This is a genomic window from Streptococcus mitis (assembly GCF_009496205.1).
Classification (GTDB): Bacteria; Bacillota; Bacilli; order Lactobacillales; family Streptococcaceae; genus Streptococcus; species Streptococcus mitis_BN.
Window position 1 is genome coordinate 1 of record NZ_WIJO01000045.1, and the last position, 17,686, is coordinate 17,686.

Below are 17,686 nucleotides of genomic sequence, written 5' to 3' on the forward strand. Positions count from 1 at the left end.
GGATTTCGAAACTTTGAAAACTTCAAAAAAAGGATTTTTATTGCTCTGAACATCAAAAAAGAAAGGGCAAATTTTGTCCTTTCTCGAGCTTAGCTTTTCTTCAACCCACTACAGTTGACAAAGAGCCCAATTTATTCTTATTACATCACATTTTGGAATGATTCTTCAGGAAAGCATAATAGTTGAAATAAGCAACACCAGTATTTCAAAAGTCAGCGTTTTCTGACACTGGCTTTTGAACTGTGAAAATTCTTTCTAAACTAGATCGCTTCTGTGACAAAACTACGGCTTTCCAATACTTTGAGCATGGCGTTAGCTGTATCTAGGGCTGTGAAGAGGGGCACTCCGTGTTCAATAGCTGAACGGCGAATTTGCTCTCCATCTTCGTCAGCAGTTCGTTTTGTTCCAACTGTATTAATGATAGCTTGAATTCTTCCTTTGCGAACAAAACTTGGAATATCCTTATCGTCATCACCAATCTTACCAACAGGTTGGGCTTGCAATCCATGACTGGCAAAGAAGGCTGCTGTTCCTTCTGTCGCGAGGATTCCATAGCCAATATTTTGGAAACGACGAGCCAAGTCCAAGGCTTCTTCTTTGGCATCATCAGCGATGGTAAATACAACGTTACCAAAAGTTGGCAAGTGTAAGTAAGAAGCTTCAAAAGCCTTATAGAGAGCTTTTTCTAAAGTCGTATCAGAACCCATAACTTCCCCTGTTGACTTCATTTCAGGACCAAGTAAGCTGTCTACCTTAGCTAGTTTGGTAAAGGAGAAGACAGGTGCCTTGATATGAACGCGGGTACTTTCAGGGTAAAGTCCATCTTGGTAGCCAAGTTCTTCAAGTTTTTGACCAAGAATGAGCTTGGTTGCTACTTGAGCCATAGGGATATTGGTTACCTTAGAAAGGAATGGCACCGTACGGCTAGCACGTGGATTGACCTCAATAACATAGACTTTTTCATCCTTGATGACAAACTGGATGTTCATCATTCCAAGGCAGTTAAGACCGATTGCTAGGCGTTTAGTATAGTCTGCGATTGTTTCTTGCACCTTTTGCGACAAGGTTTGCGGTGGGTAAACGGCCATTGAGTCACCTGAGTGGACACCAGCACGTTCAATATGCTCCATGATACCTGGGATGAGGACATTTTGTCCGTCTGAAATGGCATCGACTTCACACTCTTGTCCGACGATATAAGAGTCAACAAGAACAGGGTGGTCTGGACTTGCCTTAACCGCAGTACGCATATAAGAACGAAGGTCTTCTTCGTTTTCAACGATTTCCATGGCACGTCCACCAAGTACATAAGATGGGCGGACAAGAACTGGGAAGCCAATCTTGCGAGCTGCAAGAACTGCTTCTTCTTCATTGGTAGCCGTTTGTCCTGGTGGCTGTGGAATATCCAAATCTTTTAGAGCTTGCTCGAAGAGGTCACGGTCTTCCGCACGGTCTAGGTCAGCTACTTGCGTACCAAGAATAGTCACACCTGCTTTAGCCAATGGCTCAGCTAGGTTGATAGCTGTTTGACCACCAAACTGAACGATAACCCCTTTTGGTTGCTCCAAGTCGATGACATTCATAACATCTTCGAATGTCAATGGCTCAAAGTAAAGCTTGTCTGATACAGAGAAGTCTGTTGAAACGGTCTCTGGGTTTGAGTTCATGATGATGGCTTCATAGCCAGCCGCTTGAATAGCCTTAACCGAGTGAACAGTTGCGTAGTCAAACTCAACACCTTGACCTATACGGATTGGACCAGAACCTAGGACTAGTACAGATTCCTTATCAGACTTGATAGATTCATTTTCCCATCCATAGGTTGAATAGAAATATGGTGTTTCAGAGTCAAATTCTGCCGCACAAGTATCTACCATCTTGTAGACTGGGACAATCTTGTTTTCCAAACGAAGCTGGCGAACTTGGTCAGCTGTAGTATTCCAGAGTTCAGCAATCTTACGGTCTGAGAAGCCATTAAGTTTAGCTGTTTTCAAGACTTCTAGATCTTGTGGATGGGCACCCAATTCTTGCTCAATTTCAAAGATATGCAAGAGTTTATCGAGATAAAAAATATCGATTTTTGTAAGCTCAGCAATTTCTTCTGGTGTGTAACCACGACGAATTGCTTCTGATACGTAGAAGAGACGGTCATCCTGGGCTTTGACTACTTTTTCAATCAAGGAATCATCAGAAACCTCTGCAAGTTCAGGCATTTCATTGTGGTGCACCCCAATTTCAAGGGAGCGACAAGCTTTAAGGAGAGATTCCTCGATGTTACGACCAATCGCCATGACTTCCCCAGTCGCCTTCATCTGAGTACCAAGACGACGCTCACCCTTTTCAAACTTGTCAAATGGGAAACGTGGAATCTTGGCAACAACGTAGTCAAGGGCTGGCTCAAACATGGCATAGGTTGAACCTGTGACTGGGTTGATCACCTCATCTAAGGTCAAACCTACTGCAATCTTAGCAGCCAATTTGGCAATTGGATAACCTGTCGCTTTAGAGGCAAGGGCTGAAGAACGTGATACACGGGGGTTTACTTCGATGACATAGTATTTGAAGCTATGCGGATCAAGGGCTAGCTGAACGTTACACCCACCTTCAATCTTGAGAGCACGGATAATACTCAAGCTAGCGTCACGAAGCATTTGGTTTTCATAGTCTGACATGGTTTGGGCAGGGGCAAATACAATGGAATCCCCTGTGTGAATCCCCACTGGGTCAAAGTTTTCCATGTTACAAACAACGAGGGCATTGTCAGCTGAGTCACGCATAACTTCGTATTCGATTTCCTTGAAACCTGCAATCGAACGTTCAATCAAACATTGGGTCACAGGTGACAATTTCAATCCATTTTCAGCGATTTCACGCAATTCTTCCTCATTAGCACACATTCCACCACCAGTACCACCAAGTGTAAAGGCTGGACGAACGATGACTGGGTAGCCAATTGTTGCTGCAAAGGCAACAGCTTCTTCAACAGTGTTTACAATTTCAGATTCTGGAATGGGTTGTTCCAATTCTTCCATCAATTGTTTAAAGAGGTCACGATCCTCCGCTTGGTCAATAGCAGATAATTTAGTTCCCAGAAGTTCAACACCAAGCTCATCAAGGATACCATTTTTAGATAATTCCATGGCCATGTTGAGACCTGTCTGACCACCGAGTGTTGGTAGCAAGGCATCTGGACGTTCCTTGCGAAGAATTCGTGTCACAAACTCAAGTGTAATCGGTTCAATATAAACCTTATCAGCAATTTCCTTGTCCGTCATGATAGTTGCAGGATTTGAGTTAACCAAAACAACCTCATAACCTTCCTCTTTCAAAGACAAGCAAGCCTGGGTCCCAGCGTAGTCAAACTCAGCAGCTTGACCAATAATAATCGGACCAGAACCAATCACCATAATTTTTTGAATATCAGTACGTTTAGGCATAGTTTATGATACAAAGCCCGTAAAGAACACAGCGAAAATAGGAAACTCGGTGCAGACGCCTTCAGCGTCAAGACGATGTTTATCTTTTTCACACAGTTCTTAGGGCGTGTTCACTTCCGCGAACAATGTATCTTCTCCTTTCTATTCGGCAACTCTCAGGTTGCCATTAAATAAATTCTCCGACGAGCTTTTACTCGTTCTTAGTTTGATTGTTTAAAAGCTTCCATCATCTCGATAAACTCATCAAATAGGTAGCTAGCGTCGTGTGGACCAGGGGCTGCGTCTGGATGGTATTGAACAGAGAAAGCAGGTTGGTATCTGTGACGCACACCTTCAACTGACTTGTCATTGATTTCTTCGTGGGTAATGATCAAATGCTCTGGCAAATCCTCACGGCTAACTGCATAACCATGGTTTTGACTTGTAAAATCCACACGTCCTGTAGCAATTTCACGTACCGCATGGTTAAATCCACGGTGACCAAACTTCATCTTGTAGGTCTTAGCACCATTTGCCATTGCAAAGAGTTGGTGCCCCATACAGATACCAAAGATTGGAATTTTTCCTTGCACACCACGAATCATATCCAGTGCCTGTGGAACATCTTCTGGGTTACCTGGACCGTTTGACAACATCACTCCGTCAGGATTGAGATGGAGAATTTCTTCAGCCGTTGTCGAATACGGAACAACCGTCACATTACAGTTGCGTTTAGAAAGTTCACGTAAAATTGAATGCTTGAGACCAAAGTCCACCAAGACAACACTCAAACCAACTCCTGGAGCTGGATAGGAAGTTTTAGTAGAAACCTGCTTGATATTGTCTGTCGGCAAGACTGTCGCTTGGAGCTGGTCCGTCACATGATCCATGCTGTCCCCAACATGGGTCAAGGTTGCACGCATAGTACCATGCTTACGGATAATCTTGGTGAGGGCACGCGTATCAATTCCTGAAATACCAGGAATTTTCTTGGCTTTCAAAAATTCATCCAAGGTCATTTGATTACGCCAGTTACTTGCTCTACGCGCTTCTTCAAAAACAACGACTCCCTTACAAGTTGGAATAATGGATTCGTAATCATCACGGTTGATTCCATAATTTCCTACCAAAGGATAAGTAAAGGTCAAGATTTGTCCATTATAAGACTGGTCTGTAATGGATTCTTGGTAGCCGGTCATGCCTGTATTAAAGACGATTTCGCCTGTAACATCAATATCTGCTCCGAAGGCTTTGCCTTCAAAAACTGTGCCATCTTCTAATACTAGAAGTCTTTTTGTCATATTTTCACCTCTCGTGGACGCTCACTGGCGTCTTTTAACGTCTTGTGTTTTAGTTGGCGTTTCTACTCGCCAGTACGGATTCTAAGATTGCCATTCGAACAAAGACACCATTGGTCATTTGTTGGACAATCCGTGATTTTGGTGCTTCAACCAAGTGGTCTGCGATTTCTACATCACGGTTGACTGGAGCTGGGTGCATGAGGATTGCTGTTTCTTTCAAGCGATCATAACGTTCTTGAGTCAAGCCATGTTGGGCATGGTAGTCTTCTTTGGAAAAGACAGCTCCACTATCATGGCGTTCATGTTGCACACGGAGAAACATCATGACATCCACCTGATCAATAATTTCATCAATAGTTACAAACTGTCCATAGTCTGCAAACTCTTGACTTCTCCATTCCTCAGGTCCAGCAAAGTAAAGTTCAGCTCCCAAGCGTTTCAAAATCTGCATATTAGATTTGGCAACGCGTGAGTGGTCCAAGTCACCTGCAATCGCAACCTTGAGCCCCTCAAAGTGACCAAATTCCTCATAAATGGTCATCAAATCCAGCAAGCTCTGGCTAGGGTGTTGTCCCGAACCATCTCCACCATTGATGATGGAAGTCGTAATCGTCGGACTAGCAATCAACTCTCTGTAGTAGTCGACCTCTGGGTGACGAATCACACAGACATCCACTCCTAAGGCAGACAGAGTCAAGATAGTATCATAAAGTGTTTCACCCTTATTGACCGAGCTGGTCTTCACATCAAAGTCAAGTCGTTCCAGCCCCAGTTTAATCTCTGCCACTTCAAAGGACTTATGCGTCCGTGTAGAATCCTCAAAGAAAAGATTGGAAACAATCGGATGGTCTTCATAAGGAAGCTGAGCTCCGTTTTTAAACTCAATCCCTCGTTTGATCAATTTCATCACTTGATCGACAGTGAGGTCTTCCATGGACACCACATGGTTCAATGCTTGTTGATTTTCTGACATGGCTACTCCTTTAGCTTTCTAAGCTTCTTCAGTAATCAGAACTCTGTCTTGGCCATCAAGTTCTGCCATCTCTACGATGATTTCTTCAGAACGACTAGTTGGGATATTTTTTCCAACGTAATCTGGACGGATTGGCAATTCTCTATGTCCACGATCGACTAGAACTGCTAAACTCACACGCGCAGGACGGCCATGACCTACAATATTATCAATAGCAGCACGGATAGTACGGCCTGTATAAAGCACATCGTCCACCAAGATAACTTCACGGCCTGTCACATCAACAGAGATCAAAGAAGTATCTTCTCCACTTTTAATATCATCACGGAAAGGTTTAGTATCCAATTCCACAACAGGAACTGAAAGATTTTCTAGTTGCTCCAAACGTTCTTGGATACGGTGGGCGATAAAGACACCACGAGTTTTAATACCAGCCAAGACGATTTTATTCAAATCTTTGTTGCGTTCGATAATCTCGTAAGTAATACGCGTAATCGCCCGTTTGACGGTCAATTCGTCTACAACTTCTTTTGTCTTCATGACAAACCTCCAAAAAGAAAAGTCTCCTTAAACAAGGAGACTTGAAATGTATAGCTAAGTAAGCCCTACTGCAAACAGTATAGACTCCACCCTTCTACTTTATCACGCTCCTTGCCTGCCTCACGGGACAGGTTTAAAGGAATATTTAGTTATCAAATACTATAGCACAAAACAGACCTAAAATCAAGCAAAAACTTTTGAGCTCCCATCTTATAAATTGCTAAAATCATATAACTGTGGGTACTGGTCACACTCTGGATTTTTAGGATGACAAATGGCTCTTCCAAAATAAATCATAGCCTGATGGGCTGCTAGCCACTGCTCCGGCGGCAAGATATCCATGATCCGCTTTTCCACCTCAAGTGGTGTTGCTGATTTTTTGACGATATCATGGTGTTTGCAAATACGCTCCACATGAGTGTCTACTGCAAAGGCTGGAATTCCAAAGCCCACACTCATGACAACATTGGCAGTCTTGCGACCAACACCTGCTAAACTCTCCAATTCCTCACGTGTTTGAGGAACTTGACCATCAAAGTCGTCTAGTAACTGTTGAGCACATTTTTTTAGGAATTTAGCCTTATTCCGATACAGTCCTAGATGAGAAATGTGTGAAGCAATCTCACCCTCTGTCGCAACAGACATGGCTTGTGGCGTTGGAAAGGCAGCAAAGAGACCTGGTGTGGCCTTATTTACCGCTGCATCCGTTGTCTGAGCTGACAACATGACCGCAACCAAGAGTTCAAAATGATTGGTAAAATCAAGACTGGGCTTGGCATCTGGAAACAGAGCAATGATTTCTTCTAGCACTTTTCGTGCTCGTTTTTTTGATAAAACCATTATTCGTCTCCATCAAATAGTCCTTGTAAGCCAGCAAAAGGACTGTTTTCTTCTTTCTTAACTGCCTGTTGGGCTTGGTATTCTTCCTCTGTCATGATTTGCCAGTCATTTCCTGACACAAAACCTTTACCAGCTTCTTCTTCAGCCGTCAAAACCTTAATAGGAATGTTTAGTAGGATATTGTCTGACACGCTCTCAGCAAGGTCAAGTTCTCCATTTTTGATAGGCAAGACCAAATCATCGTCTAAAACTTCCTGATCTAGCTGGTTGGTTGCGCCTTCCATGAAAACTTCTGTGACTGGATAAGATTCAGCCAACTCAACTGGCTCCATACTGCGACTTGAAGCAAGAACAATGGTATAAGATAGTTGATAATCTAAGAAATACATACTATCTTCGTACTGTACTTTCCCAACTGCAAGGATATCTTTTACATCTAAAATTTCTTGATTACGTGCACGCAGGTCTACGGCTAGGTCTAACGTTTGTTCAAAATGCAAGCCTTCAGACTGCTTACGAATTTCTTGAATATTTAATTTCATACTTCCTCCATAAAGATTTACTCTCTTGATTATACCATGAAAAGCCTACAAATCAGCCCACCAAACTTTATAATTAAAATTCGATTTTTTAACATATTTACTATGACATTTTTGTTTTTTAGTGCTATACTATAGGCAATAATACATCAGAGCAAGGAGGATGCTCACATGGAAGACAAAGAACTCATTACTAATGCAACCCAACTCCTATCCGAGTTAAATAAAAGTTTCCAAAGCTGCAAACAGGGTACGGCAGATGATATTCGACTGCAAGATCTGCTAAATACTACTCTGCAAGAGCTCAAAAAAGCGGAAAAGTTGAACAACAGTATCTTAATTGACCTTGAGAAATTTTACCAACGTACCAGTCTTCTGATAGGTCTCGGTAGCCTAAAACTGAACGATCAAGCTCGTACTGCTTGGCGAAACTATGATAAATTCCATTACGAGCATGTCAAACACGTACTAACTCTTTATGGACCTGTTTTTGGATTTTAGAGATTAGAATTGTCAGTTTTCTGTTGACAAAATATCCTGAAAGGTATAGGATAGAGGTACTAATACTCGGAGGTAAGGGAGACATGAACAACTAAGTCTATCAAATAAAGAACCTTTATTTAGTAGATTCTGTTTTTGTCTCTTTTTGTGTGCTCTTTTATGCTCTTTTTCTGGCATTTTATACTCAATGAAAATCAAAGAGCAAACTAGGAAGCTAGCCGCAAGCTGCTCAAAACACTGTTTTGAGGTTGTAGATAAGACTGACTTCGTCAGTCACATATATACGGTAAGGCGACGCTGACGTGGTTTGAAGAGATTTTCGAAGAGTATTAATAGAGTTTTTTTGACATAAACTTTGGCTCTACTAGGTAAAGTAGAGCTTTTTATTATGCATTATCGACATTCTAGAAAGGGCAACAATATGATAAAAATCAATCATCTAACCATCACTCAAAACAAAGATCTACGAGATCTTGTATCTGACCTAACCATGACTATCCAAGACGGGGAAAAAGTAGCTATTATTGGAGAGGAAGGAAATGGCAAATCAACCTTACTTAAAACTTTAATGGGGAAAGCTTTACCTGATTTCACTATCAAGGGAGACATCCAGTCTGACATTCAGTCACTGGCTTACATTCCTCAAAAAGTCCCCGAGGAGCTGAAAAAACAATCTCTACACGACTACTTCTTTTTAGATTCTATTGATTTAGACTACAGTATACTCTATCGTTTGGCTGAGGAGCTGCATTTTGATAGTGATCGCTTTGCTAGTGACCAAGATATTGGGAGCCTCTCGGGTGGCGAAGCTTTGAAAATTCAGCTCATCCATGAGTTAGCCAAACCCTTTGAGATTTTATTTTTAGATGAACCTTCAAATGACCTAGACCTTGAGACGGTTGATTGGCTAAAAGGTCAGATTCGAAAGATTCGGCAAACCGTTATTTTCATTTCCCATGATGAAGACTTTCTTTCTGAAACGGCTGATACCATTGTCCACTTGCGACTGGTCAAGCACCGGAAAGAAGCAGAAACGCTAGTAGAGCATTTAGACTATGATCACTATAGTGAGCAGAGAAAGGCTAATTTTGTCAGACAAAGCCAGCAAGCTGCTAACGACCAAAGAGCCTACGATAAAACCATGGAAAAACATCGGCGAGTCAAGCAAAATGTAGAAACTGCGCTTCGAGCTACCAAAGACAGTACTGCCGGTCGCCTATTGGCTAAAAAGATGAAAAATGTCCTCTCTCAAGAAAAACGCTTTGAAAAGACAGCTCAGTCCATGACCCAAAAGCCACTTGAAGAGGAAGAAATCAGACTTTTCTTCTCAGACATCCAACCATTACCGGCTTCTAAAGTCTTAATCCAACTGGAAAAAGAAAATTTGTCCATTGGCGACCAAGTTTTGGTTCAAAAACTACAACTAACTGTCCGTGGACAAGAAAAAATCGGTCTCATAGGCCCAAATGGTATGGGGAAATCAACTCTGTTAGTAAAGTTGCAACAACTGCTAAGTCAAAAAAGAGAGATTTCACTTGGTTATATGCCACAAGATTACCACAAAAAACTGAAATTGGATTTATCACCAATAGCCTATCTAAGTCAAACTGGGGAAAAAGAGGAACTACAGAAAATCCAATCTCACTTAGCCAGTCTCAATTTCAGTTATCCAGAAATGCAGCATCAAATTCTCTCCTTATCTGGCGGTCAACAGGGAAAACTCCTGCTTTTGGATTTAGTCTTGCGCAAACCAAACTTTCTTCTGCTGGATGAACCCACACGAAATTTTTCTCCAACTTCTCAACCCCACATCAGGAAACTCTTTGCCACCTATCCAGGCGGTCTCATCACTGTTTCGCATGACCGTCGTTTCTTAAAAGAGGTCTGTTCAATCATCTATCGCTTAACAGAAAAAGGATTAGAAGCAGTTGATTTACAAGATTTATAAATTTGCAACATAGCAAAAATCCAGAGGTCGTCTCTGGATTCATTTTACATATGTTTTAAACGTTCAATCCGTTCTGAGATAGGTGGGTGGGTATAAAAGAGTTTTTGGAACCCTCCACCTTTCTTAGGATCATTGATATAAAGTGCACTGCTGGCATCATCGACAGGACGACTCATCGGTTTACTATTATCCAACTTACGTAGAGCATTAATCATCCCTTGAGGATTGCGGGTCAACTCGACACTGGAAGCATCAGCTAGAAATTCCCTCTGGCGAGAAATAGCTAGTTGCACCAAAGTTGCAGCGAGAGGTGCCAGTACAATAGCTAGTAGTGAAACCACTAGCATAATGATTTCAAGACCATTTCCATCTCTATCATCGTCACTTCGTCTGCGACCTGCTCCACCCCACCACATCATACGACCTGCCATACTAGAAAGCATGGTGATAGCACTAGCAAGGGCAACAGCAATAGTCGAAATGCGGATATCGTAATTACGAATATGACTGACTTCATGTCCCATAACAGCTTCTAGTTCTTCACGATTCATGATAGCTAGGAGACCTGACGTCGCAGCAACCGCTGCGTTTTGAGGGTTAGAACCTGTCGCAAAGGCATTTAAGGCAGGATCATCAATGATGAAAACACGAGGCATAGGAATTTGAGCCACCATAGCCATATCTTCTACTACATGGTAGAGGTCTGGTGCTGTTTGCTCATCAACCTCACGCGCCCCATTCATGGACATGACAATCTCTGTCGATTGAAAAATCATGGACAAGGCATAGATAAAGCCGATAATCAGTGCGATAACCAAACCACCAAGCCCAGATCGCATAAAGAGGTAACCAACCGCATAGCCAACAAGAGCTAAAAGTAGGAAAAATACCATCAACAAAATCCACGTTTTTCGTTTATTGCTTGCAATTTGATCAAACAACATCTTAGTCACCTAAACCGCTAAAATCAACTTTAGGAACTGCCTTTTCCTCTTCTGGAGTTTGAAGGAAATCTGCTGCTTTAAATCCAAACATTCCAGCGATAATATTGCTTGGGAAAGTTTCTAATTTTACATTGTAGTTGCTGACAACACTGTTGTAGAGTTGACGAGAGTAAGAAATTTTATTTTCTGTGTTTGTCAACTCCTCTTGCAATTTAACAAAGTTTGCACTAGCTTTCAAATCTGGATAGCTTTCTGCAACTGCAAAAATACCTGAAACCTGACGAGTAAGGGCATCACTAGCTTTCATAGCTTCTGCTGGTGAAGTCGCTGCCGCCACCTGATTACGTAGTTCTGCCACCTTTTCAAGGGTAGAACCTTCATATTTGGCATAACCTTTTACAGTCTCAATCAAGTTTGGCAAGAGATCATTTCGACGTTTCAACTGAACATCAATCTGACTCCAAGCCTCCTTTGTTTGCATACGATTCTTAACCAAACCGTTATAGCTAACAATCACAAAAATAACAATAAGAGCTAAAACTCCAAGAATAATCCAAGTCATTATATAAGTCCTTTCTGCTTTTAGATTAGTACCAGTATATCAAATTTTTAATGATTGTGGTAAAATAAGATGATACTAAAGAAGGAAATAACTATGAAACCAGAAACATTTTACAACTTGCTTGTCGAGCAGAATCTTCCACTTTCGGTCCAGCAAAAAAAACAATTTGAACGTTATTTTGAACTCTTGGTCGAGTGGAATGAAAAGATTAATTTAACAGCCATTACGGACAAGGATGAAGTTTATCTCAAACATTTTTACGATTCGATTGCACCCATTCTACAAGGCTTGATTCCCAACGAAACTATCAAACTTCTTGATATTGGAGCTGGGGCAGGATTTCCTAGTCTACCAATGAAAATCCTCTATCCTCAGTTAGATGTGACCATCATTGATTCGCTAAACAAGCGCATCAACTTCCTCCAACTTTTGGCTCAAGAACTGGATTTGGACGGTGTTCATTTCTACCATGGACGTGCCGAAGATTTTGCCCAAGACAAAAACTTCCGTTCTCAATATGATTTTGTAACGGCTCGTGCGGTTGCCCGTATGCAAGTCCTATCTGAATTAACTATTCCCTACCTTAAAGTTGGCGGAAAACTATTGGCACTCAAGGCTAGCAATGCGCCTGAAGAATTATTAGAAGCTAAGAATGCCCTTAACCTCCTCTTCAGTAAAGTCGAAGACAATCTCAGCTACGCCCTACCAAATGGAGATCCGCGTTATATCACAGTGGTGGAAAAGAAAAAAGAAACACCAAATAAATATCCAAGAAAGGCTGGCATGCCCAACAAACGCCCGCTTTAAATTTTTTAGTAAAAAATGTTTACAAAGTTCGGAATTTCTGCTATACTATCACAAGCAAAGGTTTTTAATGTCATCCCGTGAGGTGACGAAGACGCAGAAATACTTGAAATTCTTTAAAGTCTAGATTTTAGAGAAGTCTTACTCTGAGGGCCTATTGCTGTAAAATAATGGGCTCTTTTTTGATGCCCAAAAGTGAGGTTTATATGAAACAAGAATCAACTGTTGATTTGTTGCTAGACGTTGACCAACGTCCTTCGGCTGGAAAAGGAATTCTCCTTAGCTTCCAACATGTTTTCGCCATGTTTGGTGCGACCATCTTGGTACCATTGATTTTGGGAATGCCTGTATCTGTTGCCCTTTTTGCTTCAGGTGTTGGGACACTCATCTATATGATTTCAACTGGTTTTAGAGTTCCAGTTTATCTAGGATCATCATTCGCCTTTATCACAGCAATGTCACTTGCTATGAAAGAAATGGGTGGTGACGTATCTGCTGCTCAAACAGGGGTTATCTTGACTGGTTTGGTCTATGTCCTTGTGGCTGCTGGTGTTCGTTTTGCAGGTACAAAATGGATTGATAAACTCTTGCCACCAATCATCATCGGACCTATGATCATCGTTATCGGTCTTGGACTTGCAGGCTCAGCAGTTACTAACGCTGGTCTTGTAGCTGACGGGAATTGGAAAAATGCTCTTGTAGCAGTTGTTACTTTCTTGATTGCTGCCTTTATCAATACAAAAGGAAAAGGCTTCCTACGAATCATTCCATTCCTCTTTGCCATTATCGGTGGTTACCTCTTCGCACTAACTCTTGGCTTGGTTGATTTTACACCAGTTCTAAAAGCTAACTGGTTCGAGATTCCTGGTTTCTACTTGCCATTTAGCACAGGTGGTGCCTTTAAAGAATACAATCTTTACTTCGGTCCAGAAACCATCGCTATCTTGCCAATCGCTATCGTAACAATCTCTGAACACATCGGAGACCATACTGTTTTGGGTCAAATCTGTGGCCGTCAATTCTTGAAAGAACCAGGTCTTCACCGTACTCTTCTTGGTGACGGTATCGCAACTTCAGTTTCTGCCTTCCTTGGTGGACCAGCCAATACAACTTACGGAGAAAATACAGGGGTTATCGGTATGACTCGTATCGCTTCTGTCTCAGTTATCCGTAACGCTGCCTTTATCGCGATTGCCCTTAGCTTCCTTGGTAAATTCACTGCCTTGATTTCAACCATTCCAAACGCTGTACTTGGTGGTATGTCAATCCTTCTCTATGGAGTTATCGCCAGCAACGGTTTGAAAGTCTTGATTAAAGAACGTGTTGATTTTGCTCAAATGCGTAACCTAATCATCGCAAGTGCTATGTTAGTCCTTGGACTTGGAGGAGCTATCCTTAAACTTGGTCCAGTTACCCTTTCAGGAACTGCCCTATCAGCCATGACAGGAATCATCTTGAACTTAATCTTGCCATATGAAAATAAAGACTAAACGTCTTGACACAAAAAGTCCGCTCAGACAACTGAGTGGACTTTTCTAATTTTTAAGTCCCCCAAGCAACCAATAGATAGATCAGGCTAGAACCAAACATATCTGCTAAAGCATGCATGAGAAATAATGGAAGGAGATTTTTAATTTTATATTTGTATAAGAAATAATAGAATAAGCCATAAACTACACCGATTACCAAAGCCCATACTAATCCTTGATAGGTGTGGAAGGAAATACGAATACTAGTAGAATAAATCAAAATCAACCACTTGTGTTTTTCCTTCACTGAAGTTAACAAACCTAGAAAGAAAAACTCTTCATAAAATCCATTTAGCAAGGCATAGGCAATCGCTATCGGGCTGAGAGCTAAGAACTTCCCTATTATTTGCGTGAAATCTATATAGGCAAAAAGGTCTGGATTAAAGTAATTGTATTTACCAGTGAGAGTTGTAACCAAGTCTCCAAACAATCCCACTAAAGCAAATATAAATGGAACCCAAAAGATAATGGACCAATTCCAGCGAATAGGAAGCTGTTTAAAATCATAATTTCGAATCAAAAGATAGAGTAAGGTCACAGTCAGTAATATAGCTTGCAGGGTAAAATTACTAAAATAAGCCGCACCTTCGCTTGCAGCCTGTCTAACTGTCCCTACTGTACTTGATGCACCCGTTGGAAACGTATTTGCTAAAAATAGCTCAGTTGAACGAATTATAGACTGACCAAACATTATGATCGTAATAATCACAATGTCAAACCATCTCAAGTATTTTTGAGGTTTAGATGGATGTATTTTTTTAAAAATATTCATATTTTCTCCAGGTATTCTATACTCATATAAATATTTTAAGAAAAAAGGCTTAAACTTTTATAAAATTTCATTAATTCATTTAGATTTAAAGACGTTTACTAGTAAAAATAACCCCTCTTTAAGAGTGGCTATCATCTACTTTCATTTTTTGTTTATTTCTCTAACAATAAATCTTTCAAAGAAATCAGAGTTACTGCAATTAAAATCATTGCCATGCCAAGAAAATCAATGGGATAAAATTGTTCATTCATAATTAGGAAAGCAAAGAAAACCGCTGAAATTGGCTCAATTGAAGCCAACAAGCTTGACTTAACTGGTCCAATCAAACTGGCTCCCTTTAAGAAGGCTGTATAGGCAAAGACAGTCCCGATAAGGATAATACCCGCAAAAGCGAGGAGAAAATCAAGACTAGTTGAGATAGCAGTCTGTAGAACCCCTGTAAAAGGAAGGGCGACCAAACCAGCTATGACCATTCCCACACCAATGACCAAACTGCTCCCCCACTTCTTAATTAAGGCTATGGGCAAAATGATATAAAGTGCGTAAGTCAGAGCAGAAAAGAGACCCCAGAACAGACCTGCAGGTGTCATAGATAACTGGTCCAACTGCCCATGTGTTGCGATCAGGAAGGTTCCTCCGATAGCTAATATGATAGAAACAATCTCTCCCAGTGTCGGCGCCACCTTATCCTTGATACAGCTATAAATCAAAATCCCGACAGGACAAACATACTGAAGCACAGTCGCTGTTCCTGCATTGGTTTCCTGAATAGCAGTTAGATAGGCAAACTGGTTGAGAAAAAGACCAATTAGAGCAAAAATGAGAAGAGACAGCAAACTCTTTCTATCCTTTAAAAAGGCCAGCATTTTATCCTTTGCAGTAGCATAAGCCAAGAGCATGAGAATTCCACCAGCGATTAAAAGACGTAAGTTGGTCAAAACCAGAGCCGAAATTCCGTGTGCCATCAGGTATTGGCCACTCGTTCCTGACAAGCCCCAAGCAATACCAGCCACAACTGTTAATAAAGTCCCTTTTAAAATGTTTGACATGTCTCTCCTTACTCTTCTTTGCGAATCAAGTCCATCACTTGATTACGATCTAAAATCCATTGAGCACGCTCATCCTTTTCATAGGTACGATTCGATAGGAAAATGACCGCTTCTTGCTTCTGACGATTCCACATGATAAAGGTACCTGTATAGCCCGTATGGTCTAGCCAATCTCCTTCCAAATTCCATGCCAAAGAACGTTCCTTGTCATCCAAAGGAGAAAAATTTTGACTCAAGTCTCTTGCCAAATCATCCTTTAAATAGTGCTGCAAAAAGATTTGTAAATCCTTTACAGTCGAAAACAAGCCAGCACTCCCAGCATCTCTCCCCAAGAGACGAGCCTTGGGATCATGCACGATGCCTGCCTCTACACCTCTGACTGTTGGAACAGCAAGCTCAACAGGCCCAAACTGGGTTTCATTCATCTCCCAAGGTTCCCAGACTTGCTCCTGTAAAATCACATCCAAGTCTTGATCGAAGATTCTTTCCAAAATAATGCCCAAAAGCAAAAAATGAACATCCGAATAAAGAAAGGCTGGCTGATTTCGTCTATTGAGATGAAACATAGCTTCCTTTAATTCTGAATCTGTTAAAAGATCACGATTGGGAATAAACGGATCAAGGTCTGTAGCGTGAGTTAAGAGCTGACGAATAGTGATGTCTGGATAATCACTTTCAGGTAAAAAATCGGTTACCGGTCTGTCAATATCTAATTGACCTTTTTCCCACAAGAAGGTGAAAACGGTACCAACCCCAACAACCTTGCTGACACTAGCTAGATCATAAACTAATCCTGGCTCAGTATCCAAGCCATGCTCTGGGTCACTCTGGCCTAAATAGAACTCCGTCCATTGATTGTCCTTAAAATACGCAAAAGAGGCTCCGGGATAGATCCCTGCCTCGATTTGTTCTTCTATTTTTTTAATAATCTTGGTCCACTTCATACTTCTTCAAACCACAATTCAACATTATTTCTATCTTTACCAAGGAAGAATTTTTCAGACTTAGGAATAAAATATACGGTAGACTCAAATTTCTTGCGAAGACTTGCTATATCTAGTTCATTGACCAAGAACTTGAGCATAGATAAGTCCCAAGTAACCGTATTGTCCACAGTCAGATCCTGACCCTGAGCTGGGATAAAATCAAGTGACACCCCAATTTCAGATACTCCCAAGAAACTTTCGATATCAGTGGGAAAATGTAATTCCATAGAAATCTCAAATTTACTTAAAGAAATTGACTCCAGATCTGTTTGAAACTCAGGCTTTTCTCCTACTTCTACTAGACTTGCTCTATCATCTTCCGCATGAATCAAAATCAAATCATCTTCTGGAGAGTAAATTTCAAAAGCGTAGCCATTTTGACCTTTATATAATCGATGAATCGAATCTGTTTTAGATAAGATCCCTTCAATTTCTAAGGGATTTTCCACCTTGACAATCAATCTAGCTAGTTTTTTTCTTCCCTCTACCTTACGAGTGCGCATACTTGGAGCTTCTTCTAAAACCAGCTTCTCTAGACCTGTTTGATCACCTAGTGATAGAAAGGCTGATTCTTCTAACAAGGCCTTCATGCCAAGGGTCTCTATATAAAATGTTTCATTTAATTTTCTATTATTAACTTTTAAAGTAGGAATAATCCGTACAATCTGATTTACATTCATAAATTCCTCCAACTCTTTTATTTTAAAGGATTTTAGAATTTTTTACAAGATATTATGCTCAAATTTACCGATTTTTCGTAAAAATGTCACCTAAAAACCGAGGATTTCCTCGGTTTCAATTTCTTATGGCTCTATAATATTTGTAGTGGGTAAATCCCCTATAGATATTATGGAGCCTATTTTGTTGTAGAAAAAAAGTTCCATATGACCTATAATGAAAAGCGACTAAACAACTCATTAGAAAGATTCATATGGAACAATTACATTTTATCACAAAACTACTCGATATCAAAGACCCTAAT

The 17,686-nt window shown here is 40.9% G+C and carries 16 protein-coding genes; 4 read left to right on the forward strand and 12 right to left on the reverse strand.

All coding sequences use genetic code 11. The annotated features are described in order from the left end of the window. Positions 1-260: 260 nt before the first annotated feature. From carB to GEZ85_RS07605, 6 genes are all read right to left on the reverse strand, one after another. Positions 261-3,437 carry a carbamoyl-phosphate synthase large subunit gene (gene carB, locus GEZ85_RS07580; protein ID WP_153209977.1) on the reverse strand — a complete coding sequence of 1,059 codons (3,177 nt, stop codon included), beginning with the start codon at positions 3,435-3,437 and terminating at the stop codon, positions 261-263. 200 nt (positions 3,438-3,637) lie between these two features. Continuing rightward, on the reverse strand, positions 3,638-4,717 hold the full coding sequence (locus tag GEZ85_RS07585) for a carbamoyl phosphate synthase small subunit (RefSeq protein WP_000166853.1): 1,080 nt from the start codon (positions 4,715-4,717) through the stop codon (positions 3,638-3,640). A gap of 49 nt (positions 4,718-4,766) precedes the next feature. Further along, positions 4,767-5,690 carry an aspartate carbamoyltransferase catalytic subunit gene (locus tag GEZ85_RS07590; RefSeq protein WP_004260121.1) on the reverse strand — a complete coding sequence of 308 codons (924 nt, stop codon included), beginning with the start codon at positions 5,688-5,690 and terminating at the stop codon, positions 4,767-4,769. 18 nt (positions 5,691-5,708) lie between these two features. Continuing rightward, positions 5,709-6,230 carry a bifunctional pyr operon transcriptional regulator/uracil phosphoribosyltransferase PyrR gene (gene pyrR, locus GEZ85_RS07595; protein WP_000850022.1) on the reverse strand — a complete coding sequence of 174 codons (522 nt, stop codon included), beginning with the start codon at positions 6,228-6,230 and terminating at the stop codon, positions 5,709-5,711. A gap of 210 nt (positions 6,231-6,440) precedes the next feature. Continuing rightward, a complete protein-coding gene (gene nth, locus GEZ85_RS07600) occupies positions 6,441-7,070 on the reverse strand; it encodes an endonuclease III (protein WP_153209976.1) in 630 nt (209 codons plus the stop codon). Further along, positions 7,070-7,612 carry a YceD family protein gene (locus GEZ85_RS07605; protein ID WP_042751429.1) on the reverse strand — a complete coding sequence of 181 codons (543 nt, stop codon included), beginning with the start codon at positions 7,610-7,612 and terminating at the stop codon, positions 7,070-7,072. The genes nth and GEZ85_RS07605 overlap by 1 nt, the downstream gene beginning before the upstream one ends. A gap of 168 nt (positions 7,613-7,780) precedes the next feature. On the opposite strand from GEZ85_RS07605, the gene GEZ85_RS07610 reads away from it, so the two are divergent. Further along, a complete protein-coding gene (locus GEZ85_RS07610) occupies positions 7,781-8,110 on the forward strand; it encodes a hypothetical protein (protein ID WP_042751431.1) in 330 nt (109 codons plus the stop codon). Positions 8,111-8,498: 388 nt separating this feature from the next. Then, positions 8,499-10,058: an ATP-binding cassette domain-containing protein gene (locus GEZ85_RS07615; protein WP_153209975.1), complete on the forward strand. Its 1,560-nt coding sequence runs from the start codon at positions 8,499-8,501 to the stop codon at positions 10,056-10,058. 44 nt (positions 10,059-10,102) lie between these two features. On the opposite strand, the gene htpX is transcribed toward GEZ85_RS07615, so the two are convergent. After that, positions 10,103-11,002: a zinc metalloprotease HtpX gene (htpX, locus tag GEZ85_RS07620; protein WP_153209974.1), complete on the reverse strand. Its 900-nt coding sequence runs from the start codon at positions 11,000-11,002 to the stop codon at positions 10,103-10,105. Between the two features lies 1 nt (position 11,003). Then, positions 11,004-11,564 (reverse strand): LemA family protein, encoded by a 561-nt coding sequence (locus GEZ85_RS07625; protein ID WP_000219833.1) that lies wholly within the window; start codon positions 11,562-11,564, stop codon positions 11,004-11,006. A 93-nt stretch (positions 11,565-11,657) separates the two neighbouring features. Between GEZ85_RS07625 and rsmG the strand changes: the two genes are divergently transcribed. Next, positions 11,658-12,371, forward strand: a complete 714-nt coding sequence (gene rsmG, locus GEZ85_RS07630; protein ID WP_153209973.1) for a 16S rRNA (guanine(527)-N(7))-methyltransferase RsmG — start codon at positions 11,658-11,660, stop codon at positions 12,369-12,371. A gap of 203 nt (positions 12,372-12,574) precedes the next feature. Continuing rightward, a complete protein-coding gene (locus tag GEZ85_RS07635; protein ID WP_004256659.1) occupies positions 12,575-13,858 on the forward strand; it encodes a uracil-xanthine permease family protein in 1,284 nt (427 codons plus the stop codon). 52 nt (positions 13,859-13,910) lie between these two features. On the opposite strand, the gene GEZ85_RS07640 is transcribed toward GEZ85_RS07635, so the two are convergent. The 4 genes from GEZ85_RS07640 to GEZ85_RS07655 all read right to left on the reverse strand — a co-directional run bounded on the left by GEZ85_RS07640 (position 13,911) and on the right by GEZ85_RS07655 (position 17,384). Continuing rightward, a complete protein-coding gene (locus tag GEZ85_RS07640; RefSeq protein WP_153209972.1) occupies positions 13,911-14,669 on the reverse strand; it encodes a CPBP family intramembrane glutamic endopeptidase in 759 nt (252 codons plus the stop codon). 152 nt (positions 14,670-14,821) lie between these two features. Next, positions 14,822-15,718, reverse strand: coding sequence for a DMT family transporter (locus GEZ85_RS07645; protein ID WP_153209971.1), 897 nt, complete (start codon positions 15,716-15,718; stop codon positions 14,822-14,824). An 8-nt stretch (positions 15,719-15,726) separates the two neighbouring features. Next, complete coding sequence (locus GEZ85_RS07650) at positions 15,727-16,662, reverse strand: serine hydrolase domain-containing protein (RefSeq protein WP_153209970.1); 936 nt, start codon at positions 16,660-16,662, stop codon at positions 15,727-15,729. After that, a complete protein-coding gene (locus GEZ85_RS07655) occupies positions 16,659-17,384 on the reverse strand; it encodes a CppA family protein (protein ID WP_153209969.1) in 726 nt (241 codons plus the stop codon). Before GEZ85_RS07655 ends, GEZ85_RS07650 begins: the two co-directional genes overlap by 4 nt. Between the last annotated feature and the right edge of the window lie 302 nt (positions 17,385-17,686).